The organism is Akkermansiaceae bacterium (genome assembly GCA_019634595.1).
Classification (GTDB): domain Bacteria; phylum Verrucomicrobiota; class Verrucomicrobiia; order Verrucomicrobiales; family Akkermansiaceae; genus Luteolibacter.
On sequence record JAHCBC010000001.1, the window covers coordinates 807,440 to 834,233 of the forward strand.

Annotated in this window: 26 protein-coding genes; 15 read left to right on the forward strand and 11 right to left on the reverse strand. The window is 62.5% G+C overall.

Features of this window, described 5'->3' with window-relative positions; genetic code table 11:
- The 4 genes from KF712_03340 to KF712_03355 are packed head-to-tail and all read left to right on the forward strand — an operon-like array spanning position 1 to position 7,452.
- Positions 1-3,579, forward strand: coding sequence for a DUF1553 domain-containing protein (locus KF712_03340; GenBank protein MBX3740000.1), 3,579 nt, complete (start codon positions 1-3; stop codon positions 3,577-3,579).
- Positions 3,576-5,012: a DUF1501 domain-containing protein gene (locus KF712_03345; protein ID MBX3740001.1), complete on the forward strand. Its 1,437-nt coding sequence runs from the start codon at positions 3,576-3,578 to the stop codon at positions 5,010-5,012. Before KF712_03340 ends, KF712_03345 begins: the two co-directional genes overlap by 4 nt.
- On the forward strand, positions 5,009-6,283 hold the full coding sequence (locus KF712_03350; GenBank protein ID MBX3740002.1) for an MFS transporter: 1,275 nt from the start codon (positions 5,009-5,011) through the stop codon (positions 6,281-6,283). The genes KF712_03345 and KF712_03350 overlap by 4 nt, the downstream gene beginning before the upstream one ends.
- Positions 6,280-7,452 carry a mandelate racemase/muconate lactonizing enzyme family protein gene (locus KF712_03355; protein ID MBX3740003.1) on the forward strand — a complete coding sequence of 391 codons (1,173 nt, stop codon included), beginning with the start codon at positions 6,280-6,282 and terminating at the stop codon, positions 7,450-7,452. Before KF712_03350 ends, KF712_03355 begins: the two co-directional genes overlap by 4 nt.
- A gap of 24 nt (positions 7,453-7,476) precedes the next feature.
- Here the strand turns inward: KF712_03355 and KF712_03360 are convergent, their stop codons facing one another.
- Positions 7,477-8,637, reverse strand: coding sequence for a class I SAM-dependent rRNA methyltransferase (locus tag KF712_03360; GenBank protein ID MBX3740004.1), 1,161 nt, complete (start codon positions 8,635-8,637; stop codon positions 7,477-7,479).
- A gap of 53 nt (positions 8,638-8,690) precedes the next feature.
- A complete protein-coding gene (locus KF712_03365; GenBank protein ID MBX3740005.1) occupies positions 8,691-9,515 on the reverse strand; it encodes a PEP-CTERM sorting domain-containing protein in 825 nt (274 codons plus the stop codon).
- Positions 9,516-9,637: 122 nt separating this feature from the next.
- Between KF712_03365 and KF712_03370 the strand changes: the two genes are divergently transcribed.
- The 3 genes from KF712_03370 to KF712_03380 all read left to right on the forward strand — a co-directional run bounded on the left by KF712_03370 (position 9,638) and on the right by KF712_03380 (position 10,927).
- On the forward strand, positions 9,638-9,949 hold the full coding sequence (locus KF712_03370) for a hypothetical protein (GenBank protein ID MBX3740006.1): 312 nt from the start codon (positions 9,638-9,640) through the stop codon (positions 9,947-9,949).
- 76 nt (positions 9,950-10,025) lie between these two features.
- Positions 10,026-10,382 carry an iron-sulfur cluster assembly accessory protein gene (locus KF712_03375; GenBank protein MBX3740007.1) on the forward strand — a complete coding sequence of 119 codons (357 nt, stop codon included), beginning with the start codon at positions 10,026-10,028 and terminating at the stop codon, positions 10,380-10,382.
- 2 nt (positions 10,383-10,384) lie between these two features.
- Positions 10,385-10,927 carry a hypothetical protein gene (locus KF712_03380; GenBank protein ID MBX3740008.1) on the forward strand — a complete coding sequence of 181 codons (543 nt, stop codon included), beginning with the start codon at positions 10,385-10,387 and terminating at the stop codon, positions 10,925-10,927.
- Positions 10,928-11,023: 96 nt separating this feature from the next.
- Here KF712_03380 and KF712_03385 read toward each other — a convergent pair whose 3' ends face one another.
- From KF712_03385 to KF712_03395, 3 genes are all read right to left on the reverse strand, one after another.
- Complete coding sequence (locus KF712_03385; GenBank protein MBX3740009.1) at positions 11,024-12,046, reverse strand: glutamine synthetase beta-grasp domain-containing protein; 1,023 nt, start codon at positions 12,044-12,046, stop codon at positions 11,024-11,026.
- Positions 12,047-12,200: 154 nt separating this feature from the next.
- The gene (locus tag KF712_03390; GenBank protein MBX3740010.1) at positions 12,201-12,830 is read right to left on the reverse strand and encodes a serine/threonine-protein phosphatase; all 630 of its coding nucleotides are present in this window, start codon (positions 12,828-12,830) and stop codon (positions 12,201-12,203) included.
- A gap of 201 nt (positions 12,831-13,031) precedes the next feature.
- Positions 13,032-13,460 (reverse strand): serine/threonine protein phosphatase, encoded by a 429-nt coding sequence (locus tag KF712_03395; protein MBX3740011.1) that lies wholly within the window; start codon positions 13,458-13,460, stop codon positions 13,032-13,034.
- A gap of 117 nt (positions 13,461-13,577) precedes the next feature.
- On the opposite strand from KF712_03395, the gene KF712_03400 reads away from it, so the two are divergent.
- Both KF712_03400 and KF712_03405 read left to right on the forward strand, forming a co-directional pair.
- The gene (locus KF712_03400; protein MBX3740012.1) at positions 13,578-13,994 is read left to right on the forward strand and encodes a YlbF family regulator; all 417 of its coding nucleotides are present in this window, start codon (positions 13,578-13,580) and stop codon (positions 13,992-13,994) included.
- Positions 13,995-14,093: 99 nt separating this feature from the next.
- Positions 14,094-16,688 carry a right-handed parallel beta-helix repeat-containing protein gene (locus KF712_03405; GenBank protein MBX3740013.1) on the forward strand — a complete coding sequence of 865 codons (2,595 nt, stop codon included), beginning with the start codon at positions 14,094-14,096 and terminating at the stop codon, positions 16,686-16,688.
- Between the two features lie 91 nt (positions 16,689-16,779).
- Here KF712_03405 and KF712_03410 read toward each other — a convergent pair whose 3' ends face one another.
- From KF712_03410 to KF712_03435, 6 genes are all read right to left on the reverse strand, one after another.
- On the reverse strand, positions 16,780-17,937 hold the full coding sequence (locus KF712_03410; protein MBX3740014.1) for a hypothetical protein: 1,158 nt from the start codon (positions 17,935-17,937) through the stop codon (positions 16,780-16,782).
- Positions 17,934-18,473 carry a hypothetical protein gene (locus tag KF712_03415; GenBank protein MBX3740015.1) on the reverse strand — a complete coding sequence of 180 codons (540 nt, stop codon included), beginning with the start codon at positions 18,471-18,473 and terminating at the stop codon, positions 17,934-17,936. Before KF712_03415 ends, KF712_03410 begins: the two co-directional genes overlap by 4 nt.
- Before the next feature lies 1 nt (position 18,474).
- On the reverse strand, positions 18,475-19,254 hold the full coding sequence (locus KF712_03420; protein MBX3740016.1) for a hypothetical protein: 780 nt from the start codon (positions 19,252-19,254) through the stop codon (positions 18,475-18,477).
- Between the two features lie 368 nt (positions 19,255-19,622).
- Complete coding sequence (gene hflC, locus KF712_03425; GenBank protein MBX3740017.1) at positions 19,623-20,630, reverse strand: protease modulator HflC; 1,008 nt, start codon at positions 20,628-20,630, stop codon at positions 19,623-19,625.
- Positions 20,627-21,640, reverse strand: a complete 1,014-nt coding sequence (gene hflK, locus KF712_03430) for an FtsH protease activity modulator HflK (GenBank protein MBX3740018.1) — start codon at positions 21,638-21,640, stop codon at positions 20,627-20,629. The genes hflC and hflK overlap by 4 nt, the downstream gene beginning before the upstream one ends.
- An 81-nt stretch (positions 21,641-21,721) precedes the next feature.
- On the reverse strand, positions 21,722-22,912 hold the full coding sequence (locus tag KF712_03435) for a trans-2-enoyl-CoA reductase family protein (protein ID MBX3740019.1): 1,191 nt from the start codon (positions 22,910-22,912) through the stop codon (positions 21,722-21,724).
- A 166-nt stretch (positions 22,913-23,078) separates the two neighbouring features.
- On the opposite strand from KF712_03435, the gene KF712_03440 reads away from it, so the two are divergent.
- Genes KF712_03440 through hemB form a run of 6 tightly spaced genes read left to right on the forward strand, consistent with a single transcriptional unit; the run spans position 23,079 to position 26,718 of the window.
- Complete coding sequence (locus tag KF712_03440) at positions 23,079-23,525, forward strand: DUF4190 domain-containing protein (GenBank protein ID MBX3740020.1); 447 nt, start codon at positions 23,079-23,081, stop codon at positions 23,523-23,525.
- 58 nt (positions 23,526-23,583) lie between these two features.
- A complete protein-coding gene (locus KF712_03445; GenBank protein ID MBX3740021.1) occupies positions 23,584-24,111 on the forward strand; it encodes a DUF4339 domain-containing protein in 528 nt (175 codons plus the stop codon).
- Positions 24,108-24,518, forward strand: coding sequence for a DUF2752 domain-containing protein (locus KF712_03450; protein ID MBX3740022.1), 411 nt, complete (start codon positions 24,108-24,110; stop codon positions 24,516-24,518). The genes KF712_03445 and KF712_03450 overlap by 4 nt, the downstream gene beginning before the upstream one ends.
- Positions 24,519-24,570: 52 nt before the next feature.
- Positions 24,571-25,317, forward strand: coding sequence for a pyridoxine 5'-phosphate synthase (locus KF712_03455; GenBank protein MBX3740023.1), 747 nt, complete (start codon positions 24,571-24,573; stop codon positions 25,315-25,317).
- Between the two features lie 4 nt (positions 25,318-25,321).
- Complete coding sequence (acpS, locus tag KF712_03460; GenBank protein ID MBX3740024.1) at positions 25,322-25,705, forward strand: holo-ACP synthase; 384 nt, start codon at positions 25,322-25,324, stop codon at positions 25,703-25,705.
- A 20-nt stretch (positions 25,706-25,725) separates the two neighbouring features.
- On the forward strand, positions 25,726-26,718 hold the full coding sequence (hemB, locus tag KF712_03465; GenBank protein ID MBX3740025.1) for a porphobilinogen synthase: 993 nt from the start codon (positions 25,726-25,728) through the stop codon (positions 26,716-26,718).
- Positions 26,719-26,794 lie beyond the last annotated feature (76 nt).

Here is a 26,794-nt window from a genome sequence, read left to right on the forward strand (position 1 = left end):
TTGAAATCCTATCTGACATCGCTTTCCGCTTTCGTCCTTTCCGCAGGATGGTGCATGGCCGCATCTTTCGGGGATGGCCGCATCGGAGGTGATGTGGTGGCGGAAACCGCGAGCCGTTCCTACCGGTTGCTGGTCCCGGAGGCGGTGGAGAAAGACGCGCGGCTCCCCATCGTCATCTATCTCCATGGCGCGGGGGCGAAAGGCTCCGACAACCGGAAGCCGGAGGCGGAGCCGCTTCCCGCCCATCTGGCATCGGAGGCGTTCCAGAAAGCCCATCCATGCTATGTGCTGGTGCCTCAGTGCCGCGACGGCTCCGATGCCGAAGGACGTCCGAACAACTGGGTGAAGTGGAAGGGACAGAAAGACCTGCCGCCCGCGCAATGGGTGGAGTCCGACACGGAACCCAGCGACCAGTTGCAGGCCGCCATGACCGCACTGGATGAAATCATGGAGAAGCACGCCATCGATCCGGCGAGGGTCTATCTCACCGGTGTCTCCATGGGAGCCAGCGGTTCATGGAACTGGGCCGCCAGACAGCCGGGACGTTTCGCGGCGGTGCTGCCCGTCTGCGGATTGAGCGAGGAAGGAAAAGCGGAGGCCCTGAAGTCCGTGAAGATCCGCACCTACCAAGGCTCGGAGGATGAAGTGGTCCCCGTGGATCGCAGCCGCCGGATGATCACCGCGCTGAAAATCCTCGGTGCGGACGCGGATTTGACGGAATACACCGGAGCCGGACATGACATCGCCCGGAAGGTCCTGGAGGACGGTGCCATGGAGTGGCTGTTTGCCCAACGGATCAGCACGCCCTCCGGAGGCACGCCCGCCACGGACGAGCAGGGCATGGAGTTCTTTGAAAAGGAGATCCGCCCGCTGTTGGCGGAGCATTGCTACGAATGCCACGGGGAGAAAAAGCAGAAGGGGGAGCTCCGCCTCGATACCAGGGCCGCCGCATTCGCTGGCGGGGAACTCGGGAAGGCCATCGTCCCCGGGGATCTGGAAAAGAGCCTGCTGATCACCGCGGTCCGCTATCATGAGAAGGACCTCCAGATGCCTCCGGAGGAAAAGCTGCCGCAGGATGTGGTGGCGAAGCTGGAGTCCTGGATCCTGGGCGGCGCGCCGTGGCCTGACGATGGGAAGTCCCACACCACCAAGGTTGGCGGGGAGATGGTATTCAGCGCGGAGATGAAGGCCCACTGGGCGTTCCAGCCGATGAAGAAGCCGCCGGTTCCTGCTTCAGCAGGCAACGCCATCGATCATTTCATTTCCGAAAAACTCGCCGGGAACGGACTTGCTCTGTCACCGGAAGCGGAACCGAGGAAGCTCATCCGCCGCCTGGCACTGGACATCACCGGCCTGCCACCCACACCGGAGGAGACGGAGGCTTTTGTGGCGGACCATTCTCCGGAGGTCTACCAGGCACTGGTGAAGCGCCTCCTCGCATCACCCCGTTACGGCGAACGCTGGGGCCGCCACTGGCTGGATGTCGCGCGCTACGCGGACTCGAACGGTTCGGAGGTGGACCACGCGATGGCGAACGCCTGGCGCTACCGTGACTATGTCATCCGTTCCTTCAACTCCGACAAGCCCTTCGACCGTTTCCTGCGCGAGCAGATCGCGGGGGATCTTCTCCCGGACAAGGATGATGATTCGCTGACCGCCACCGGCTTCCTGATGCTGGGGCCGAAGGCGCTGGCGGATCTCGACAAGGCGAGGCTGACGGCCGATGTCATCGACGAACAGGTGGATACCGTCTCCCGCGCCTTCATCGGCATGACCATGGGCTGCGCGCGCTGCCATGACCACAAGTTCGATCCCTTGTCCGCAGCGGACTACTACTCCATGTCCGGCATCTTCAGCAGCACGAAGACGATGGACGTTTCCAAGCGGGTGGCCACCTGGACGGAACGGCCTCTCGGAGGAAATGCGGACTTGGAGAAATACGCGTCGCTGGGACATGAGATCGCGGAGTTGCGGAAGCAACGTGAAGCCATCGCGAAATCCGGCGGCGGAAAGGAAAGGAAGGCTCTCGCATCCGGCACAGACTATCTCGTGGTGGAGGCGGAGCATTTCACCTCCGGAAATGTGAGCGTGGAGTCGGACAGCCTGGGCAGGGGCATCGGGGTGATCCGCACCCGCACCGAGTATCCCGACCACATCGAATATGAGTTCGAGTTGCCGGAGGAGGGGGACTACCAGATCGAGCTGAGGTATGCGGCGAAGGAATCACGGCCCACCCAGCTCCTCGTGAATGGCAACCTGGAGACCGAGGAAGCCGCGGCGGAGATCACCGGTGACTGGACGCCGCGGGCGCAGCGGTGGTTTGTCCAGGGGACCTACCGCTTCCGCAAGGGGATGAACATCCTCGCGTTCCACCGTGACGGGCCGGTTCCGATTTTTGACAAATGGATCATCGGCAGGCCCCGTGCGCAGGCCTACTCGGAGACGGTGCCGGAAGCGAAGGCCGGCTTTGCCATGGAGGACGACGGAAAGAAGGAACGTCTGAAGGAAATGGACGCCGCCATCGCAAAGGCGGAGGACCGGCTTTCGGCCATGCCGCGGGTGATGGTGCCGCTGGAAGGAACCATCGCGGATGCCCCCATCCTGGTCCGGGGAAATCCCGCGACTCCCGGCGCGGTGGTGCCGCGTGGGTTTCCGAAGATCGTCACGAACGTGAACGTCGCCGGACCGGGGCCCGCTGCCAGTGGCAGGGAGGAGCTTGCTGCATGGCTCGCCCATCCGGATCATCCGCTGACGGCGCGTGTCATCGTCAACCGCGTCTGGTTGTGGCATTTCGGCGAAGGTCTCGTCCGGTCCCCGGACAACTTCGGCCTGAGGGGGGAGACCCCATCGCACCCGGAGCTGCTCGACTGGCTGGCGGTCTGGTTCGTTGAGAACGGATGGTCGCTGAAGAAGCTGCATGAACTCATCCTTTCCAGCGCGACCTACCGGCAGGCGGTTCTCACGAAGGCCCCGGCGCAGGATCCGGAAAACCGCCTGTTCTCCGGCTTTCCGCGCCGCCGGTTGGAGGCGGAGGTGCTCCGGGATTCCATGCTGGCCATTTCCGGCAGGCTCGACGCGGCGATGGGCGGTTCCCTGATGACTGTGCAGGACCGCACCTATGCGAATGGCGGGAACGCACCGGCGGACATCACCAAAAAGATGAACTACGGCTCTCCCCGTCGTTCCGTCTATGTGCCCATCATCCGGAACGCGCTGTATGATTTCTTCTCCGCGTTCGACTACCCGAACCCGGGCGTGATCACCGGGCAGCGCGCGCAGACCACGGTGGCTCCACAGGCCCTGTTCCTGATGAACAGCCCCTTCGTCCTGGAACAGTCGGCGGCCCTCGCCGGGAGGATCGAGGGCATGGAAGGGGATGATGCCGCCAGGGTGCGTGCGGCATGGCAGCTTGTCCTTTCCCGCCCCGCCAGATCCGACGAAATCGACCGCTCGCTCGCCTATGTGAATGCGCTGGAGCAAGACCTCCGCAGGCTGGGGGACGCATCGCCCCGCCGCTCCGCCTGGACCCGCATGTGCCAGACCCTTTTCGCCTCGAACGAGTTCCTCTACCTGCAATGAACCCATTTTCCTGCAATCAATTCTCCAATCCGTATTCGCGCCGTGACGCGCTGAAGACGTTCGGTCTGGGCTTCGGTGGTCTCGCGCTTTCCGGCTTGTTCGGAGAAACCGCGCGGGCGGCGGCAACGGCCGCAGGTGCCGGTGCGGGGAATCCGTTGACACCCCGCGCCCCCCATTTCATCGGAAAGGCGAAGCGGGTGATCTTCCTGTTCATGCACGGAGGCCCGTCCGCCGTTGACACGTTCGACCATAAGCCCGCGTTGGAAAAGCACGACGGCCAGACCGCACCGAACCTGCCGAAGATCACTTTCGCCGCGGCCAACGGACGGGATGGATCGAAGCTGTGGAAATCCCCGTGGAAGTTCAGCTCGCGCGGCGAAAGCGGCCACATGGTCAGCGAGCTGTTCCCGCACCTCGGAGGGCTGGTGGATGAGATGTGCTTCCTCCACTCCTGCCATGGCACGGCGCTCGACCATGGTGCGGCGGTGCTGAGGATGAGCACCGGGACGGAGGCATTCGTCAGGCCCAGCCTGGGGTCATGGATGCTCTATGGCCTGGGTTCGGAAAACCAGGACCTTCCCGGATTCATCACCATCGCGCCCAGCGACACCCACGGCGGAGTGAGGAACTACGGCTCCGCATTCCTCCCCGCCGCCTACCAGGGAACTCCGCTCGGTTCCGCCTCCACCAAGGCGGATGACGCGAAGTTCCGTTTCCTCGGCAAACCGGCGGACGCGCTCCAGCGGCGTCAGCTCGATTTCCTACGGGAGGTGAACCTGAACTCCGGCACACCCGTGGACTCGGAACTGGAGGCCCGGATCGGCACCTATGAGCTGGCATTCCGCATGCAGATGGCCGCTCCGGATGTCATGGACATTTCGAAGGAAAGCACGGCGACGCGTGAACTCTACGGCATTGATGATCCGGTCACCGCGGAGTTCGGGAAAAAGTGCCTGCTCGCGCGCCGGTTCGCGGAGGCGGGCGTCCGCTTCATCCAGATCAGCACCGGGGCGGTGTGGGACCAGCACGGTGGACTGGTGAAGGGACACGGCGACAACGCGCGTGCGAGTGACAAGCCCGCCGCCGGCCTGCTGAAGGATCTGAAACAACGCGGGCTGCTCGATGACACGCTGGTCATCTGGGGAGGGGAGTTCGGACGCACTCCCACCCGCGAGGGCGGGGATGGCCGCGACCACAATCCGCACGGCTACACCATGTGGCTGGCGGGTGGTGGGGTGAAACCCGGCCGGGTGGGGGCGACGGATGAACTCGGTTACTACGCGGTGGAGAACAAGATCCACCTGCACGATCTGCACGCCACCCTGCTGGCGTTGATGGGACTGGACCATGAACGGCTGACCTACCGTTATGCGGGCCGTGATTTCCGTCTCACGGATGTTTCCGGACGCGTGGTGAAAGAGATCTTCGCATGAAAGGCCGCATTCCCATCCGGTGGGTGATCGCGGTGCTGCTGCTGTTGCTCTCCGTCCTGAACTACGTGGACCGCCAGGCGCTTTCCATCCTGGCGACCACCATCCAGAAGGAACTGCACCTCTCGGACAATGACTACGCCCGCATCGGGCAGGCATTCCTCCTTTGCTACACCGTGTCTTATTTCTTCGCGGGCCGCGTGGTGGACCGCTACGGCCCGCGTCTGGCGGAAACGATCTTCGTCACCTGGTGGTCGACGGCGAACATGCTCACCGCCCTTTCCTCCGGTTTCCTTTCCATGGTGGGCTTCCGCAGCCTCCTCGGCATCGGGGAGCCGGGGCACTACGCGGTCTCCGCGAAGGTGGTGGGCGCATGGTTCCCGCCGAAGGAAAAAGGCGTGGCAGCCGGGATGTACATGATGGGTGGCACGCTGGGGGCTGCCATCGCCGCACCGCTGGTCGCCTGGCTGGCCCTCCGGTTCGGCTGGCGCTGGGCGTTCATCGTCACCGGCGGCATCGGTCTGGTCGCGGCGGCCATCTGGTACTATATCTATCGTTCTCCCGCCTCCCACCGCTGGATGGGGGACAAGGAAAAGGAACTGCTCGCTTCCCATGGACTCATGGAACCTGCCGCGGCAAAGGCTCCGCCACTGCCGTTCAGGACGCTCATCCGCTGGAAGCCGCTCTGGCTGGTGATGGGCGTGCGCATGCTCACGGACCCGGTCTGGTATTTCTACCTCGTCTGGTTCGCGAAGTATCTCCAGGAGAAGCGGGGGATGACACTGGGAGAGGTCGGCGGCACGCTGTGGATCGTCTTCGTGGCGGCGGACATCGGCTGTCTTGCGGCCGGTTTCGCATCCGGCCACTTCATCCGGAAAGGCATCACTCCGGTAAATGCCCGCCTGCGCGTCATCTGCGCCACCGCGTTGGTGATGGGGTTGAGTTTCATCATCCCGCTGCTGCCCGGGGCGGGATGGTCGATTGCCTTCGCCAGCCTCTTCGCCGGATGCGTGATGATGTTCATGGCCAGTTGCGTTACCCTTCCGCTCGATCTTTTCCCATCCAGCTCGCTGGGTTCCGCCCAGGGCCTCATCGGCATGGGCGGCAGCATCGGCGGCTTCCTGTCCACCGGCCTGATCGGCGCGGTGCTCACGAAGCATCATTCCTATGACGGCCTGTTCACCACCATGAGCTTCCTCCATCCGCTCGCCGCGCTGCTCCTTGTCCTCCTGCTTCCAAAGGCAGTCGCCCATTTCCGCACCACCCATCCATGAATCCATCGCCCACCACCATCACGGCCATCTCCTGTTGGAAGGTCTTTGTCCCATTCGTCCACCAGGTGGAATGGAGCGCGGGCACGCGACCAGGGATCACACGGCTGGTCGTGAAAGTGGAGACGGCCGACGGCACCATCGGCATCGGTGAGACCATCTGTCTGCTGGAGTTCATCGAGCCTGTCCTGCGGAAGACCGTCATCCCGCTCGCCATCGGTGAGGATGCCTGTGACATCGAACGCCTGCTGAGAAAGACCGAAGGCGCGGGCTACTACCATCACAAGCGTGCCGTCACCATGGCCCGTGCCGCGGTGGAGATGGCCTGCTGGGACATCGTGGGAAAGCAGGCCGGCATGCCCTTGCACCGGCTGTGGGGAGGAAAGTACCGCGCCCAGGTTCCCATCATCGGCTACATCCAGTCCGCGGATCCCGCGGTTGCCGCGCGTGAGGCCGCGGATTTCGCCAGCCGTGGATTCGGCACGCTGAAACTGAAGCTGGGGATGGGGGAGGCTCTCGACATCGAACTGGTGCGGGCGGTGAGGGACGGCGCGGGGCCATCCACCCGGATCCGTGGCGACGCGAATGGCGCATGGACCATCGGCACCGCGAAGCGCCAGCTCCGGAAACTGGAACCGTTCGACCTCGAGTATGTCGAGCAGCCCCTGCCGCTGGAGGATCTCCAAGGACACGCCCACCTGCGGAAGAACACCTGCATCCCCATCGCGCTGGATGAGGCCGCCTACACCTTGCAGGACGTCCATGCCATCATCGCCGCGGAGGCCGCAGATGTGGTCGTGATCGACCCGCACGAAGCGGGGGGACTCATCCAGGCGAGGAAGCAGGCAGCGCTCTGCGAGGCCGCCGGAATCCCGGTCACCCTCCACAGCGGGGGTGAATGCGGCGTCTCGATGGCGGCCTACCTCCACTTCGCTGCGAGCGTTCCAAACCTCAGCCTGGCGATTGACACCCAATATCCCAATCTCAGCGCCGACATCATTCCGGAGCGCTTCGATTGGTCATGCGGCTGGATGGAACCCGTGACCACGAAACCGGGCCTCGGCGTGGACTTGAATGAAAGTGCCGTCGCGAGGCTCCAATCGGACGTCATTCCCAATCCCTACCTCGATCCCAGGCGGCCGGATTGGTTCGGCACCAAGCCTGCCTATTGATGGCACCTAGGATTCCCGGACCGTTCAGCGGCTGGCGATCACCTCGGCGGTGAAGCCCTTCAGGTATCCCGTCTCCGGGATGGAAAGGAGGATCGGATGGTCCGCGCGCTGGCTGTGCTCCGCAACCAGGCGCAGGGATTTCTTCGCATCGATGGAAGCATCCACGATGTTCTCCAGATACAGTTCGCGCGACGCGTGGTGGGAGCAGCAGAAGGTGGACAGGATTCCGCCCTTCTCCAGCAGCTTCAACGAGCGCAGGTGGATCTCCTTGTAGCCGCGCATGGCGTCCATGAGCGTCTTCTTGTTCCGGGTGAAACTCGGTGGATCCAGGATGATGAGGTCGTAGTCCGGCTTCGCGTGCTTGAGGAAATCGAAGACGTTGTGCTCGATGACGTCGATCTCCACTCCGTTGAGTTCCGCGTTCTTGCGCGCGGCTTCACAGGCGGTGGCGGAGACATCCACCGCGGTGACCTTGGCGGCTCCCGCCTTCGCACAGGCGAGCGCGAAGCCCCCTTGGTTGGTGAAGCAATCGAGGACCCGTTTGCCCTTGGCCAGCTTCGCCACCTCGGCGTGGGACTGGAGCTGGTCGAGGTAAAGGCCGGTTTTCTGGCCGTCGAAAAGATCGATCTCGAAAGTCAGGTCGTTCGCAAGGACTCGGAACGGACCGGGATTCTCGCCATGCAGCATCTCGATGCCCGGCTCCATACCCTCGGCTTTCCGGTAGGGTGAGTCGTTGCGCAGGACGATGGACTTCGGGGAAATCAGCGCCAGCAGCGCGTCGCGGATGAGTTCCTTCCGCTGGTCCATGGCCAGCGTCAGCGTCTGGACGGAGAGGTGGTCGCCGTATCGGTCCACGATCAGGCCCGGGATGCCGTCGGACTCGCTCCAGACAATCCGGGCCAGGGTTTCATCGATTCCACGGCGCTGGCGGTGTTCGGTCGCCTGCTGGATGCGGCGGGTGAAGAAATCCAGGTCCAGGTCCTGCTTCCGGCGGGAAAACCGGCGGGCGACGATCTGGGATTGCGGATTGTAGATCGCCGAACCGAGCGGCCGGTCGCGGAAATCCTTCAGGGTGATCACATCCCCGGGCTGCGGATTGCCGAAGGCTTTCTTGATCTCGGTGGCGTAGATCCACTCGTGGCCGTGGAAAATGCGGGCGCGCGGTGCGATGATGAGTCCTGCCATGGGGCGGGGACTCTGCGCCGGAACGCGGCGGAATGTCGAATGCGAATCTGCGCTCAATTTCTTCTCCGCCGGGAGAAGGCGAAACCCGTCAGGGCAACGCCGGAAAGCAGGACGGCGGACGGCTCGGGGATGGGGAGCGTCTCCAGCGTGATGTTGTCATAGATGGCGACGCCGCCTGTCTGGCGGATGGTGACCGCATTGAACGTGAAATTGGAAGCGGTGCCGCTGCCGGTGACCTGAAGGACGTTGGAGGTTCCGTCGTTCAGGGTATAGACGGTGGTGATGGAGCCAGAGGCGGTCCGGATCAGATCGTAGGTGACCGTGTAGGTGGTGCCTGCCGTCACGGTGAAGGTATTGGTGTCACCGGATACGGTGGTGAGGGACGTGCCGGCCTGCAGGGGGCCGTTCGCGGTGGTCGTGGTGCCCGTGGTGAGGGAGCCTGAGTCACTGCGTGCCGCCTGGTTGCCGGTGGAATTCACCCGGAGGAAGGAATTGTAACCGCTGAACCCGCCGGTGAGGGCGGTCGAATCAAAGCCCCATCCATCCTGGCTGATGGTTCCGTTCAGCGTGTAAAGACCTGCCCGGATGATGGAGTTCGCCGCCGTTGGCGTGTAGCTGTAGCTGAGCCGGAGCATCTCGCCGACCGCCACGGTGGTGGTCGGGATGCTCCGTCCGATGACTTCGGTGATCCCGTCGCCATTTTCCGACCATGACAACCTTTGGGACGAATTCGACAAGGTGCCTGTCGTCGCGGAGGCTTTGTACCAGGTGCCGACACCGCTGTCGAAGGTGTCCTGGAAAATGACGGTTCCCTCCGATGTGCTGGAGAAAACGATTCCCAGGGCGGATAACAGCGTGATCTGGATGGAGGGTTTCATGACGGCGCAGATTCCTTCTACGGACCTTGGATGGAAATCCTATCGGAGGGGGTGGAGGTACCTTGTGGAATTATGATCTTGCGCTGGTCGCCTCCAGTCCTTAGCCAGTGGCTCTACCAATCATGGGACAGCAATCCAATAAGATCATCAAACGCCGCCGCCGTGCCGACTACCTGAACCGCAAGAAGGATCAGGCGAAATTGGGTGGCATCTCCAAGAAGTCTTCCGCCGTGAAGAAAGCAGCCGCTCCTGCCAAGAAAGCAGCCGCTCCTGCGAAAAAGGCCGCCGCTCCCGCGAAGAAAGCAGCCGCCAAGAAGGCTCCTGCCAAGAAGGTCGCTGATGACGCCGCTGTTGCGGAAGTCGCCGACAAGACGGTCGAGGCGATCGAGAACATCGAAGAAGGCGCTCCGGCTCCTGCCGAAGAGGAGTCCTGATCAATTTTTCATATGAAAAAAGGGCGGCGGTCTATGACCGTCGCTTTTTTTGTGCTATCCAGTTCCATCCCCATCCATGACGGCCAACTACAAGATCGGTAACGAAAAGCTCATCAAGGTGCTGGAAGGTGCCTCCGGCCACCTCCGTGGCCTGCTGGAGCGCCAGGGCCGGCCGGACGGCGGCCTCCGGATCGCCGTGGTCGGCGGGGGATGCTCCGGCCTGCAATACAAGATGGATCTCGTGGATGGTCCCAGGGACCGCGACATCGTCGTGCCCAGCAATGGGGTGAACGTGGTCATCGACCCGAAAAGCGCCCTCTTTGTCAGCGGCAGCGAACTGGACTATTCCGATGATCTCCAGCAGGGCGGTTTCAAGGTGAGCAACCCGAACGCGGTGGTCACCTGCTCCTGCGGGGAGAGTTTCGCCGCCTGAACATGAATGCTTTCGCCGCACTCGGCCTGGCCCCGGACCTGGTGTTGGCCGAGGAGGATCTTCGGACCGCCTTCCGGGAGGCGGGAAAGGAACTGCATCCCGATGCCGGTGGCGGTGAAGGGGAGTTCGCCGCGCTGAAGGAAGCGCTGGCCATTCTTTCCAGCCCGTCACGGCGGCTCGGCCACTGGTTGTCCCTCAACGGGATGACCGTGGAATCCCGCGGCATGATCGCGCCGGGGCTGATGGACCTTTTTGGAAGGATCGGCCTGCTCAGCCAGCAGGCTGAGGCGGTCATCCGTAAACGGGAAACCGCCAGCACCGCCCTCGGAAAGGCGTTGCTGGAACCTGAACTCCAGGACTGCCTGCAACGCGTCGAGGAGATGATCGCGGAGGTGGACGGCTACATGGCCTCGGAATGCGCGATTTTCCCACAATGGATGTCTGCTCTGCCAGACGTGGAAGCGGGATCTTCGAAGGTGCGCAATCTCGCGTTCCTGGAGAAATGGAAAGTGGCGCTCAGGGCTTTGTACGCCCGGATGTTGTGACCCACGGATAAGGAGGGCATCTTTCATGAAAAGCGAAAACCGCCTCCCCGTCGAAGGGAAGGCGGTTTTGCCATGAATGGGGTATCCCGGAAAGGATCAGGGCTTCGGAACCGTCTCGATGGTCGCGAGGATCCGGGAGGCGATCTGGTAAGGATCGCCTTGGGAGTTCGGACGACGGTCTTCGAGGTAGCCGCGGTAGGCATCGCCCTTCACGAAGCTGTGCGGAACGCGGATGGACGCGCCGCGGTCGGCGACTCCGTAGGAGAACTTGTCGATCGACTGCGTCTCGTGGAGGCCGGTGAGGCGCATGTGGTTGTCCGGGCCATAGACGGCGATGTGCTCGGCCGTGTAGTCGCCGAAGGCTGCCATCAGGGCTTCGAAGTAGGCCTTGCCACCTTTGTCGCGGAGATAGTCGGTGGAGAAGTTCGCGTGCATGCCGGAACCGTTCCAGTCGGTGTCACCCAGCGGCTTGCAGTGGAAGTTGATGTCGATGCCGTACTTTTCGCAAAGGCGGATCAGCAGGTAGCGGGCGACCCACACTTCGTCGGCGGCCTTCTTGGAACCCTTGCCGAAGATCTGGAATTCCCACTGGCCTTTCGCCACTTCGGCGTTGATGCCTTCGTGGTTGATGCCTGCGTCAAGGCAGAGGTCGAGGTGTTCCTCGACGATCTGGCGGGCGATGTCACCCACGTTCTTGTAGCCGACGCCGGTGTAGTACGGGCCTTGTGGAGCCGGATAGCCTTCGGCGGGGAAGCCGAGGGGACGGCCGTCCTGATAGAGGAAATACTCCTGCTCGAAACCGAACCATGCGCCCGGATCGTCCAGGATGGTGGCGCGGGAGTTGGAAGGGTGGGGGGTCACGCCATCCGGCATCATGACTTCGCACATCACGAGCACGCCGTTGCGGCGGGTGGTGTCCGGATAGAGGGCCACTGGTTTCAGAACGCAGTCGGAGCTCCGGCCTTCTGCCTGTTGGGTCGAGCTACCGTCAAAGCCCCAGTTCGGCAGTTCCTCAAGCTTCGGAAAGGAATCGAAGTCCTTGATGAGGGTCTTGCTGCGGAGGTTCGGGGTCGGCTTGTAGCCATCGAGCCAGATGTATTCCAATTTGTATTTGGCCATATTTTTTGGTAATCAGTGCGTTAGCGGTATTTTTGGAGAGCATCCCGGTCAAGGGGAATCTGTCATGATTCTCCTCTGGCGGAATTGCTTTCCGGGAGGTATGAAAGCAACTAATATGCCAGAGGGAGGAAACTTGGGAGATTTTCGATGATTTTTACAAGTGAATCACGATGAGGGTGGTATCATCGGTTCCTGCGCTGCGGAGTGCCCGTTCCAGCATCTTTTCCAAGGCGGCGGTCGGGGTGAGATCCGCCCCCAAGGCGTTGCCGATGTGCTGCTCCGTGAGGCCGTCGATGAGTCCATCCGAGCAGATCAGGAACCGGTCGCCGGGTAAGTAGGGGATCGCCGCCAGATGGGGCCGCATCCGCGGATGGCCACCACCGATGACTTCATAAAGCGCGGATCGCCGGGGATGGCTGCGGTACTGCATTTCACCGATCTGCCCGCGCTTCCACTGGTCCCATGCAAGTGTATGATCGTGAGAAAGTTGGGTGAGTTCGCCATCGCGGGAAAGATAGATGCGGGAGTCCCCCACATTCGCCAGATAGAGGTTTTCCGGAGTGAACCAGGCGAGGGCCACGGTGGCGGACATGCCTTTCTGTTCCTCGCAGGAAGCCGCCGCCTCGTTGATCTGTTCATGCACCGCCCGGAGCGTGTCGCCAAGATGTTCGAGGGAGTCCGGGAAGAACCCGGAAGCGGCGGCCTTGAAGGTTTCCGGGATCATTTCGCTCATCCCGCGCAACAGGAGGGAGGAGGCCAGGTCCCCCGCATTTCCACCGCCCATCCCGTCGGAAACCGCAAAAACAAGGTCGCATTCGGAAAGGGTCTTGCTCCCGGATTCCGGAAGGGATTCCGCACCGCCAGGGCCCGATGCGAACGCGACCACGGAATCATCATTCCGGGGTTTGCGGGATCCGCTGTGGGATCGGTAGGACCAGTGGAAAAGCGCGCCTTCTGACACGGGTGGGTTTTTCTGGCGGATGGATCAGATATTGGCGGCCGGCTGGGAGGCATCCTCCGGCGGGGTGGGGAACGGCAGGATCTCCGCCAACTCGAAGTCGATGATGCAGAAACGCGCCAGCTTGTCCGAGTAGGTGATGTTCCGCGGCTCCGCGTCCAGATGCCTCACCCCGTAGTCCTTTTCCAGCGCGGCGAAAAGCTGGTCCGCCCGCTCTTTCGGAATATGGGGGGCGGGCATCCCGCAGTTCGAGGAAACGAAGTAGTTTTCCTCCGGATGCTCCTCGATCACCTTCGGCACGTAGGGGCACCCCCGCTGCTCGAGCACCTTCAGCACCTCCACCTCCGTGGCGTAGCGCTTGTCCGCATCCGTACCGCGCAGGCGCTTGTGGACATTCCCGTAGAAGTCGATGCGGACGTGGGAGCGGATTCCGTCTTTGATCGGTTGGATGGACATGCGAACTGGCGGACATGCTAGGTATCCGCGCGGCATGGCCCAGCCCAAACTTTCCCCGAGGCCGCGTCCGGAAAATGTTCCGTTGCCAGTACGGGTGGGCGGGTTTATAAAACCGCCATGTCAGCCGTTGCCGAACAGTCCGCAGTCATTGAGAAAACCAAAGAACTTTGCGCCGAAATCGTCGCGGATGCTTCCTTCCGTAAGAACCAGGCCAAGGTCGAGCGATTCCTCGCCGATGACGCCGCCCGCCTCCAGTACCAGAGCGTCCATGAGCGCGGTGACGAACTCGCCCACAAGCAGCGCGCCGGGATCGAGCTGAGCAAGTCCGAGGTCACCGAATTCGAAGCCGCCCGTGACGCGCTCTTCGCCAACGAGATCGCCCGCGACTTCCTCGAAGCCCAGCGTGAACTCGAGCAACTCCAAGGTGAGATCGCCAAATACGTGGGTGCCACCATCGAACTCGGCCGCGTTGCGACCGAGGACGACATCCAGGAGTCCGGCGGCTGCTGTGGTGGTGGCTGCGGTTGCGGCTGATAAGCCAACATTTCCAAGCGATCCGGAAGCTGCTTTGGGCGGTTTCCGGATTTTTTTTGGTGCAAGGTGGGGGGATTATGGTTCGTTTTGTGTCTGATTATGTTGTTTCGTTTCTGTTTTTGTCTGTTTCTGGCTAGTCCCGCCTTCGCCCTTGAGTTTCATGTTTCCCCCGCCGGGAAGGCGGATGCGCCGGGGACGAAGGAAGCGCCCTTCGGAACACTGGTCCAGGCAAGGGATGCGGTCCGTGCCCTGAAAAAGAAGGCTCCGGTCAATGAGGCCGTGACCGTGTGGGTACACGGCGGCACCTACGAAATGCAGTCTCCGCTGGCTCTGGATGTGATCGATTCCGGCTCGGAGAAGTTCCCGGTGACCTACCGCAGCGTGGAGGGGGAGAAGCCGGTTTTCATCGGCGCTCCGAAAGTGGAGGGATTCACGCCCCACCAGGGACAGATCCTGAAGGCGGACATCAAGGGGCTGGAATTCGGCAAGGCGGCGATCCGGCAGTTGCTTTTCAACGGCAAGCGCCAGCCTCTGGCGCGCTACCCCAACGCGGACCCTGCCGAGCCACGCTACACCGGCTGGGCATTCCTGAAGGAGGTGCCGAAGGACAAGATGGAGGGCCACGCCTGGAAGCGGGTGGCCTACCTGGACCCGAAGGACGTCCGGAAATGGGCGAAGCCGGAGGAGCTGGAGATGAACATTTTCGCAGGCTACGGCTGGTGGAACTTCATCATGCCGGTGGCCTCGGTGGATGCCGCGGCGAACACGGTCACCCTGCAGAAGGATTGCGGGTATGACCTCCATCCCCACAACCGTTACTTCATCCAGAACGCGCTGGAGGAACTGGACGCCCCCGGGGAGTGGTACATCGACCGTGGCACGGAGACGCTTTATTTCTGGCCACCGGCGACGGGCGGGGAGGTGCGCATCCCGAAGCTGGAGAGCTTCGTGAAGATGGCGGCCGCCACCAGGCACATCACCATCCGCGGCCTGCACTTCACGGGATGCACGGAAACCGCGATCAGCATGTCCGGGACGGAGAACTGCACCATCGCCGGTTGTGTCATCACGGAGACCGGCGGATGGAACGGCGCGGGGATCTCCATGCACGGGAAGAACAACCTGGCCACCGGCAATGACGTCTCCTACACCGGCAGCACAGGCATCAGCCTGGGCGGTGGTGACCGCGTGAAACTGGAGCCGGCGAACAACGTGGCGGACAACAACCACGTCCACCATCCCGGGATGATCCAGAAGAACGGCGCGGGCATCGGCCTCGGTGGTGTCGGCAACAAGGCGACCCACAACCACATCCACCACACGCCGCGGATGGCGGTCCAGTTCAGCGGGAACAACCTGGTGATCGACTACAACCACATGCACCACACCGTGCTGGAGACCCAGGATGGCGGCGCGGTCTATACCGGAGGGCGGGACTGGATCAGCTCACGCGGCACCTCTTTGAAATACAACTTCATCCATGACACCGTCGGCGTGGGGCAGGGATCGGAAGGGCTGAAGCACCCCCATTTCACATGGGGCATCTACATGGATGACAATGCCGGCGGGCTGGACATCGTCGGCAACATCGTGGTCCGCAGCGCGCGGGCCGCCCTGCATCTCCACAATGGCCGCGACCATATCATCGAGAACAACATCTTCGTCGATGGCGGTGAGCGGCAGGTGGAATACAGCGGCTGGAGCGGCAACCATCCGTTCTTCAAGAACCACCACCAGATGATGATCGACGGCTGGGACAAGGTGAAGGACCAGCCCGCCTGGAAGGGCATGAGGAACATGGACTTCGACCCGCGCAACGCGGTGCGTCCGGACGGCACCATCATGTCGGGCAACATCGCCACGAAAAACATCATCGCCTGGAAGGATGCCTCCGTCCGTTACGCGGACCTGAAGAGCGTCTCCGCGGAATACAACACCTTCGACCGGAATGTGGTCTGGAACGGCGGCCAGGAGATCAACAGCTCGGTCGTCCTCACCGGGGCGGATACCGGCCCGGAGCTGATGGAGGCCGCCGCATTGCTCGCCGGAACCGCGGAGGGCAAGGTGCCCAAGGGCTGGGGTTGGAACCACAAGCCGCGGAAGGATCTGAAGCTGCAGGCGGAACCGGAGAACGTGCTGCGCGTGGAAGCGGCCACCAGCGATGACCCGAAGAACAGCAAGGTGAGCGTCCACAGCCCGTCGATGCCCGTGACGGCAGGCAGCGCCTACCGCGCGAAGATGAAGCTGAAGGGAACCAAGCCCGGCATGCGCGGCAGCTTCTCCTACGCCATTTTCTCCGCCGGGAACGGCTACTGGCAGTCCGATGCGAAGGGCGTGACCCTCGGGACGGATTGGCAGGAGTTCGAGCTGACAGGTAACATGCTCCGGGAAACCGACCCGAAGTGGAAACCATGGATGAAGAGGTTCTTCATCCGGGTGGACCTGGCCGATTCCGATGGGGATGTGCTCGTCAAGGACCTGACCGTCCATGCTGCGGAACCCCGCGACGGATGGACCTCATGGCAGTCCCAAGGATGGGACAAGCATTCCGTTCTCGCCGATCCGTTGTTCGAGAACGCGGAGAAGGACGACTATCGCCTCAAGAAAGATTCGCCGGCGTTCAAGCTCGGGTTCCAGCAGATCCCGGTGGAGAAAATCGGCCAGTACGACAGCGAATACCGGGCCAAGCCTTGAGTCCCGCGGATGGAGCGCCGGCTTCAACCGGCCCCGGAGAATCCAGCCGGCGAAACCAAGCCGACTGAAGCCAGCGCTCCCCAACGTGCCCTCATTCCATCGTCGTGGACATCGCGCGGATGGAGATCGTGCGCTTCAACTCGAAGGAAATATGGGTGATCCGTTCGGGCTGTCGCTCGTTGAAAGGAGTGATCGTCAGCACCTCGATGGTATAGGTTCCGTCTTCACCAAATCCTTCCGAGATGTCGGCCAGCGGCACCACGGCGTTCTGCGGGGCGAAGGTATTGATGGAGAAAGCGGAGGAAGGGAGCTTGGTCCCCGTGGTCCCGAGAGCGGGAGATCCCGGGTAGATCTGGGCGTAGGTGACACTGTCCGGGTAGAGATCCGTCAGGACGACCCGTGCCTCCGGAGGGGCTTCCTGATAGGTTTTCCCCGCCTCGATCCCTTCGATCCGGGCGCTGCATACCGGCCAGATCTGGATCGTCGAGGAACCGACAGCGGCCCGTGAATCCCCCAGCTTCACGGAGGCGGTGAATGATTCCTCGCCGATGGCCCTGGTCGGCGAATCGCCGGGCAGATTCTGATAGAGGCCGGGGAGGGTGAAGGTTCCGTTCCTGTTGAACTCGAAGCCCTGGTCATAGGTTCCCTGTCCCGTACCGTTCTCGGCCGGGATGTGGAGCGTCCTGTCGTAGAGCTTGTAGGTGCGGGCCATCGTCACCTTGGTCGGAACGCCTTCGGGGAGATCGGCCGATTCCGTGGGCAGCCTGCCAACCGCCACGGTTGCGGCAAAGGGCTGGTCCGCCCGGGTGCGGGGCGGGAAGTAGGGGTCCGCGGAGGTGAGGGAGATGCGCGCTTCCGGAATGTAGGCGCCGATGGTTTTCTCCGCCAGAAGCTGCGGCAGGGCGGAGCCGGAAGGATCGCTCCCCAGATTGATGTCCAGATGGATGCCCAGCACCGTCAGGTCGATGAGGTTCGAGCTGAGGGAGACGTTCGCGCGGACGGCGGTGCCCACGGCGGCATCAAGCAGGGTGAAAGGACTGAAGGCGGGATCCTGGTAGGCGTAGAGCTGGAAAATCGCACCGTCACCCTCCAGGGGCTTTGACCGGACCGTGCCGTTTTTCCGGGCGATGGGTGTGTCGTGGACGACCGTCCGTCCGTTGACCAACTGGATCTGCCGGACGAAGTCCACGGCCCCGGCGTGGGGCACCAGCAGGGAAGTGGCGAGAAGGGAGATCAGCCGGATTTTCATGGGGTCTGGGAGGGGAAGGAAATGGGGCCTCCCTGAAACGTGGCGACCACGAGCAGGGTTCCTTTCCTGTGTCGTTCGGTGGTTTCCGGGGGCAACGGGGCTTTGCCGGTGATTTGGCCGTGGGTGACTTCCAGTGTTGTGATCCAGGCGCGGTTCGCGGAATAAAAGGTCAGCCAGTCGGTGAACTTGCCCGACGGCGCGGATACCAGGTGGGTCCGGAGGGCGGGCGGACACCAGATCACGCTGTCCTTTGGCAGGAGGGCGAAATTGCCGCCGCTTTGCAGGATCGTGGACATTTCCAACAGTCCGAACCCTTGTGGCTGCGGGGGCATGGGTTTGGGCAGATCCTGGCCTGCGGCGGACGCCTGTCTGCGGGCAATCAGTTGCACATCCGTCATTGAGTCAATGGTGGGGTGCCCGGCGTTTTCCGGGATCATGCCCGGCCCTGTTCCTGACCCGCGTTCCGGAACATCCGCTCCATGGAGAACGGAAAGGGTGGCGGACAGCAGGGCAAAGGCGAGGAGGTTTCTTTTCATCTCAAGGGGTGATGGTTACCTTCAGCCATCCCGGTCCCTGGCCGGTGGCGATATCGACGGTGACATGCAGGTCACCGCTCAGACCCGTGGTGATGGGGGAGAGCGCCTGGGTAAGAGGGCCGGAAGGAGGCTCGGCGGGTGGCGTTCCCAAAACGGTCAGCCCCACATCCCCGAGATCGAGTCCGAGGAAAGGGGGGCGGTAGATCGGTGCATCATAACGGGTGATCTGGTAGGATACATTCACCATGGATCCGGTGATCACCTCATCCGCGGAGGAAGCGGTGAGCGTACCTGACATCACGGGAGGGGCGGCGTGGTATTCCCCCAGCACGTAGAAGTAGCCCTTCGGGTTGAGGTTGTAGTTGGCCGGACTGGCGATTCCGGGAAGCAGGGAGCCGAGCAGCGAAGAACCCGGCATATGGAAGCCGAGGTTCACGGTGGCCGGATGCCGCGGATCACTGAGCGTCCAGTTCGCGCCATACTGGTGGACCGGTCCGACGGAGGTGCCGGGAGTGGCCGCCTTCACGGAGAGCCGCTGGGGATAGACGTTCGTCAATCCGGTCTGGAGCGCCACGAAGCCGGTGGACTGGACCGTTCCGCCGGTGCCCAGCAGGCCGCCCAGGAGCTTTTCTTTGAAGACCCCGTTCACAACGGCGGCGTTGTTCGCCCGGTCGCCGAGTTCGAGCTTCCCGGCAACTCCGAACACATCATAACGGAATGGCTTTCCGACCGAAATGGTCGCGGATCGGTTCGTTTCGGTCAGGATCACCGGTGCACTCATCCCTGGACCCCAGCACTGGACCTGGGCGTGGCTCTGGTACCATGGGATCAACGCCCCTGCCGTGGCAAGGGCGCCTATTTTCGAGCGGGCGCTCATCGGAACGAAGGTGGTGGGTGATCAGGCACCTCCTGGAATACGGTTCCTCCGTGGAGGAGATCCGGTGGGTGTTCCAGAGGGAGTCTGTGGGTGACTACCTTTACCTTACAGTTATTGCCTTCGTTGATACCAAGGCTCAGTTCGACAATGTGCTTATGAGGACATTACGGGTTGGACGATAATACAGGTCCATAGGCCTTTGATGTCAGGAAAATGCGCGGTCTGATGTTTCGTCGGTTATCAATCCAGAAACCGCGCACTTTTCCGGGCTGTCACTCCGCTTGTGGAAGGGAGGGCGCCTTCGCCTTGCCATCGGCGGATTTGAGATACTTGAAGAGATCGCTGTTGGTCGAAAGGATCAGGGTGGAGTCCCCGCCGATGGTGCGGCGGTACATTTCCATGGACTTCATGAACTCGTAGAGGTCAGCGGCTTCAGGCCGCTGGCCGTAGGCACGGGCGTAGATCTCGGATGCCTTCGCATCAGCCGCGCCACGGGTGGTCTGGACCTTCTTGTAGGCCTCGGACTCGATCTTGTTGAGATCCTTTTCCTTGTCGCCGAGGATGCGGGCGGCCTGTCCCTGGCCTTCCGAACGGAACTTCGACGCGATCTGCAGCCGTTCCGAAATCATGCGCTCGTAGATCTTCTCGACGACGGTCGAGTTGTAGTTGATGCGCTTGAAGCGGACGTCCAGCAACTCGATGCCCAGTTCGGCAAGTTTCGCCCGGGCGTCATCCCGGATGTCGGCCTCGATGGCGTGGCGGCCACGGCGGATGGCCGGGAGGGTGCCGATGTTGCCGGGGGAATTCTCGGTCATTTCCTCCAGGGCTTCGTCGCGCAGCGGCTTGCGCGTCTTGTCGGTGCGGATGATCTCGATGAGGTCATGTTTCGCCACCGCGCTGCGGGTTTCACTGCCGATGATGTCTTCGATCCGTGAAAGGGCGCTGCGCTCGTCCCGCAACCTGCGGAAATACTCCAACGGATCCGTGACGCGCCAACGGGCGAAGGTGTTCACGGAAATGTAGAGCTTGTCCTTGGTGGGCATCTCGTTCCGTGGGCCGTCCCATGGCCGGATGTTTTTCGGAATGACATTCACCACCTGGATGAACGGTTTCTTGAGGTGCAGGCCTGGCTCCGTGACGGGCTTGCCAACGGGGTTGCCGAACTCGGTGATGATCACCTGGTCCGACGGCTTCACGGTGTAGAAGCAACCGGAGAAAATCATCAGCAGGATGATGCATCCCACGACCATGAGGAAGGAAATGAAGCCACGCATGTTCATCGGGCACCTCCTTCCGGAAGCGTCGTGGCGGAACCGCCGAGGTTGAGCAGCGGCAGCAGGCCCTTCGCGTCCTCATCGAGCATCACGGTCCTGCCGATGTTGGGGAGTATCTCGGACATGGTTTCCAGATAGATGCGCCGCCGCGTGACATCGGGGGCGGTGCTGTATTGTTTGAGCAGGGCTTCGAAGGAGGCGACATCACCCTCGGCCTCGTTGACGCGCTTCATGGCGTAGCCCTCGGCGGCGCTGATCATCCGGTCCGCCTCACCGCGGGCGAGTGGCACGGCCTTGTTGTATTCGCCGTTGGCGATGTTGATGGCGCTCTCCTTTTCCTGGAGCGCGTTGTTCACCTCGTTGAAACTGCCCTGCACGCGGCGCGGCGGATTCACGTTCTTGAGCTGGATCTGGTCGATGCGCAGGCCCATCTCGTAGCTGCGGGTGGCCTCCTGGAGCTTCTGGGTGGCGATGGTCTCGATCTCCTGGCGACCGATGGTGATGACTTCATCCACCGTGCGGTCGCCGACGACCTCCCTCATCACGTTTTCCGAAAGATCCCGCAGGGCGGCATCCGGTGATTCCACCTCGAAGAGATACTGCATGGGATCGTCGATCCGGTATTGCACCACCCATTCGACCAAGGCGGCGTTGAGATCCCCGGTGACCATGTTCTTTTCCTGCTCCTGCTCGTCCTCCGCACCGTATTGCCAGGGATTGGTCGAGTTATCCGTGCCGAAGCCGAATTCCTGCTTCATCTGCCGCTCCACCTGGACGGCGTAACTCTTGTCCACGCCGAAGGGGATCTTGAAGTGGAGGCCGGGCTTGCTGGTCCTGATCGGTTTGCCGAAGCGGAGGACCACTGCCTGCGACTCCGCCGGGACCGTGTAGAAGGAGGAGAACAGCCCGGAAAGCAGCAGGATCAGCACCACGATGCCGGCCAGGATTTTCGGCAGTCTCACGAGGAAGTTGGGAACCGGCGGCGGGGAAGGGAACTTGGGAGGTTTGGTCGCCATGGCCCCCAGCGAAGTCCCGGCGGGCCTTGCGAGTCAAGCAAACGAAGTGATTCCCGCAAGGTCACGCCCGGCCGTGTGAGGTCAGGAAAGCGAAGGCACTCCCACGGAGGTGTCCGTCTCCGCGGAGTAGTCCACGCCTGCCAGGCCGAAGCCGAAGAGGCGGAGGAAGCTGGATTGATAGCCCTCGAAGTCGCCCAGCTCGCTGAGGTTCTCCGTGTTCACTTCCTTCCACCGTTGGTCCACGATGCCCTGGATCTCCGGAGTCATTTCCCAGTCATCCACGCGGATGCGGCCCGCTTCGTCAGGCTGCGCGTCGCCGCTGTAGAGGCGGTCGCGGAAAAGGCGGTCCATCTGCTCGATGGTGTCTTCATGGGTGCCCGCGGCTTTCATCGCCTTGTAGAGGAGGGAGATGTAGAGCGGGACGACCGGGATGGCGGAACTGGCCTGGGTGACGAGCGCCTTGTTGACGGAGACCCATGCCTTGCCGTGGAGCGGGGCCAGCTTGGCGTCCAGTTCGCGCTGCACGCGTTCGAGGTCTTCCTTCGCCTTGCCGATGGTGCCGTTCTTGTAGATCGGCCAGGTGACTTCCGGCCCGATGTAGGAGTAGGAGACGGTCTGCACGCCATCCGCCAGCACACCGGCGTCCAGCAGCGCGTCGATCCAGAGCTGCCAGTCCTCGCCGCCCATGACCGCCACGGTCTGCGCGATGTCGTCGCCTTCCGCGGGCTCAATGGAGACTTCGTTCACGACCCCGCTGGTCGTGTTCAGGTTCTTGTTGGTGTAGCTGGAACCGATGGGCTTGAGGACGGACTTATAGACCTCGCCGGATTTCGGATCGGTGCGGCGCGGGGAGGCCAGGCTGTAGACCACGCAATCGACCTGGCCGAGGTCGGCCTTGATCGCGGCGATGACCTGAGCCTTCACATCATCGGAAAAGGCGTCGCCGTTGAAAGAGCGGGCATAGAGACCGGCGGCTGCCGCTTCTTTTTCGAAGGCGGCGGAGTTATACCAACCGGCGGTGCCGCACTTCTCCGCTTCACCGGGCTTTTCGAAGAACACGCCGATGGTGGCGGCGTTCGAGCCGAAGGCGGCGGCGATGCGGGAGGAGAGTCCGTAGCCGGTGGAGGATCCGATCACGAGCACCTTCTTCGGGCCGTTGGCGATGAGTCCGCGGTTCTTCACCACGGCGATCTGTTCGGCGACGTGTTTCGCGCATCCATCCGGATGGGCGGTGGTGCAGATGAATCCACGGATCTTTGGTGCGACGATCATAGGTGGGGGAGGGTAGCGGGGGAGAGGAACCGGGCAACTGTTTTCATGAGGGGAGTCCGGTGATTTGGGGATTGCCTCCGGTGCGGGAGGCTGGATGATGTGCACGAACACATTCCAGAAAATGGGGCATTGGTACTACGGAGAAAATGGCCAGCAGGTCGGACCGATGGATGATGGATCCATCCGCGCGGCGATCCAACAGGGCAGGGTCAATCTCCAGACGCTGGTTTGGCGCGAGGGTATGCCGGACTGGCTGCCACTTTCCCAGGTGCCGGAATTGTCCGGCCAACCCTTGGTGCCGGCGGGATACCCCGCCTCACCATATGCGACCCCCACGGCCCCCTATCAGGGATACGCCCAGAATTTCGCCCCCACCTCCGGCAATGCCATCGCCAGCATGGTCTGCGGCATCCTGGGGCTCGTCAGTTGTCTGATCATTCTCGGTATCCCCGCGGTGATCTGTGGACACCTCGCGCTGAAGCAGATCACCAACAGCCCGCTGCCGATGGGCGGAAGGGGCATGGCCATTTCCGGCCTGATCATGGGCTATATCCAGATCATTTCCTGCCTGGTTGGCATCGTGCTGTTCATCTTCATGATCGCAGCACAATGAATTGCCACCAAAGCCTTCCTATGATTGGTTAGGGGCGTTCCAGCAATCCCGACAAATCATGCAGTGGTATTACTCCAAGAACGGCACCCAGCTCGGCCCTGTGGCCCAGGGTGAACTCATTTCAAAGCTTGCCTCCGGTGAAGTTTCTCCGGCGGATCTGGTCTGGAAAGACGGCATGGGCGACTGGATCCCCGCATCCCAGGTGGCGGAACTGCGGACAACCTCCGCTGCGGCTCCCGTTTCCACGATTCCCGCTGAATCTCCGGCCACTCCTTATTCCGCCCCCACCTCACCTTATTCTCCGCCCGTGGCGAGCGGAGAGGTGATCACCAACTGGCTGTGGCAGTCCATCGTCGTGGCGGTCCTGTGCTGTCCGGTCTGCGGCATCCCCGGCATCGTCTATGCGGCGAAAGTCGACGGGCTGAAGGTCGCAGGTGACATCGAGGGTGCGAAAGCCGCCGCGGCGAAGGCGAAGATGTGGACGCTCATCGGCTTCGGGGTTTCGGCGGCATTCTGGATCATCTACATCGTCGGCATGATCGTCGTTGGCGTGGGAGCGGCGGCGGCCTCCAGTCCTACCCCATGAGGAAAGACCGGGCATTGGTGGTGGCGCTCGCGGTGCTGCTGATGGCCATCGGTGCGACCATGCTCTACCACCGCGCGCCGGGGGGCATGTCATGGTATCCCGGTTGCCTTCTTCACAAGGCAACCGGCCTCCATTGCCCCGGGTGTGGCATGACGCGCGCCGCCTATGCCACCCTGCACGGGGATCTTCCACGGGCGTTCCGCATGAACCCCGTCGGAATGGTGCTGCTGCCGGTTGGCATGATGGCACTGGCTTTCGAAGGAATCGGCTGGGTCCGCAACCGGCCGCCTCCATTCCGGATGAATCCGGGGGCGAAGGGGGCATGGGCGCTTGCCTGGCTGATGATCGCTTTCTGGGTTCTGCGGAACATTCCTGTCTGGCCGTTCACCCTGCTGGCCCCATATTGAACCGCTGAGAACCGCCCTTGCGGGATGGGCGGCGAGGGGGTAGAAACCGCGCATGTCTTTGCTCCTAGGGGTCAACATCGACCATATCGCCACCTTGCGGCAGGCGCGGTACGCGCACATGCCCACCTCTCCGAACTCCGAGCCGTCGCCCTATCAGGCCGGTGTGGATGCACTTGAAGGCGGGGCTGACTCCCTGACCATCCACGTGCGGATGGACCGCCGTCACATGCAGGACGCGGATGCCTATGAGATCCGGGAAAAGATCAAGGCTCCGCTGAACCTGGAGATGGGCATCACGGAGGAAATGCTGGGTCTTGCCCTGAAGTTGAAGCCGGAATTTGTCTGTCTGGTCCCTGAAACCCGTGAGGAGATCACCACGGAAGGCGGACTGGATGTCCTCGGCCGTTTCGACACCACCCGGATGGTGGTCGCACGCCTCCAGAGCGCGGGCATGAAGGTCAGTCTTTTCATCAATCCGGATCTCAAGCAGGTGGAGGCCGCGGGCGAAGCGTGCGCGGACATGGTGGAGCTTCACACCGGATGTTTTTCCAACGCCCAGGGGGATCTGGTGAAAGGCCAGATCGAACGGCTCGTTGCGGCGGCGGAGGAAGCCCATCTTTCCGGGATGCAGGTCAACGCGGGCCATGGCATCAACTACACCAATGTGACCCGTCTGTTCGAGGTGCCCCACCTCGCGGAGCTGAACATCGGCCACAGCATCATCGCCCGTGCCACCCGGGTGGGCCTCACCGCCGCCGTGCGGGAGATGAAGGAGCTGATGGCCGGGTATCCCCACTGAGAACATGCGCATCCACGGCATAGGCATCGACGTGGTGGAGGTGGACCGGATCGAGTCCGCCATCGCCCGCCATGGCGAGCCATTCCTCTCGCGTCTGTTCACGGATGCGGAGCGTGCCTACTGTGCCGCGCAGAAACGTGCCGGGCTCCACTATGCCGCGCGCTTCGCGGCGAAGGAGGCGGTTTCCAAGGCGCTGGGGACTGGCATCGGCGGGGAGGCCGGCTGGCTCGATCTCGAGATCGTCCGGGATCCTTCAGGTGCCCCGAAGCTGGCCCTCCACGGCACTGCGGCGGAATACGCCACAGGCCGGGGCATTTCCGAAATCCAGATCAGCCTCACCCATGCGAAAGACTACGCGGCCGCCAATGCCGTGGCGGTGGGTGACTGAATCTTTCCCTTGATACCCAGATGAATCTTCCCATCCGTCCCCGCCGCAATCGCCGCACCGCCGCCATCCGTTCGCTGGTCCGCGAGACCGTGCTTTCGCCGTCGGATTTCATCCTCCCGGTTTTCTTCCATGAGGATGCCACCGATACGCCCATCGCGTCGATGCCGGGCTGCACCCGCTGGTCGCTTGATGGACTGGTGCGTGAGGCCGGGGAGTCGCTGGCCGCGGGTGTGCCTGCGGTGGTGCTTTTCCCGAAGATCGAAGAGGATCTGAAATCATCCATAGCGGACGAATGCCACAACGACGACGGTCTGGTTCCGCGGGCGATCCGTGCGCTGAAGTCCGCCCATCCCAATCTCTGCGTCATCACTGACGTCGCACTGGATCCCTACAACAGCGACGGCCACGACGGCATCGTGCGCCGGAATGAAAGGGGGGAGCTGGAGATCCTCAACGACGAGACCGTCGAGGTGCTTTGCCAACAGGCGCTCTGCCATGCGCGTGCGGGGGCGGACATCGTCTCGCCATCGGACATGATGGACGGCCGCGTCGCCGCCATCCGGGCCGCGCTGGATGCGGAGGGATTCGCGCAGGTGGCGATCATGAGCTACACCGCGAAGTATGCCTCCGCCTTCTACGGACCATTCCGTGGTGCGCTCGATTCCGCGCCGAAGGAAGGGGACAAGAAAACCTACCAGATGGACCCGGCCAACGCCCGCGAGGCGATCCGCGAGGCAGGCATGGACGAGATGGAGGGGGCTGACATCCTGATGGTGAAACCCGCCGGACCCTACCTAGACATCATTTCCCGCGTCCGGGATGCCTCCACCCTGCCGGTGGCGGCCTATCAGGTCAGCGGGGAATACCTCATGCTGAAAAGCGCGTGCGCCGCCGGATGGCTTGACGAAAGGAACGTCGTCCTGGAATCCCTCACCGGCATCAAGCGGGCGGGCGCGGACATGATCCTCACTTACTTCGCGAAACAGGCCGCGCTCTGGCTGACGGAAAAGTAAGGACGGAGGACACTCTTGTGGTCCGGCGGCATTGGCGATGTGTGAAACGGCGGGGCGCGACAGGAAGGCAAGCCTC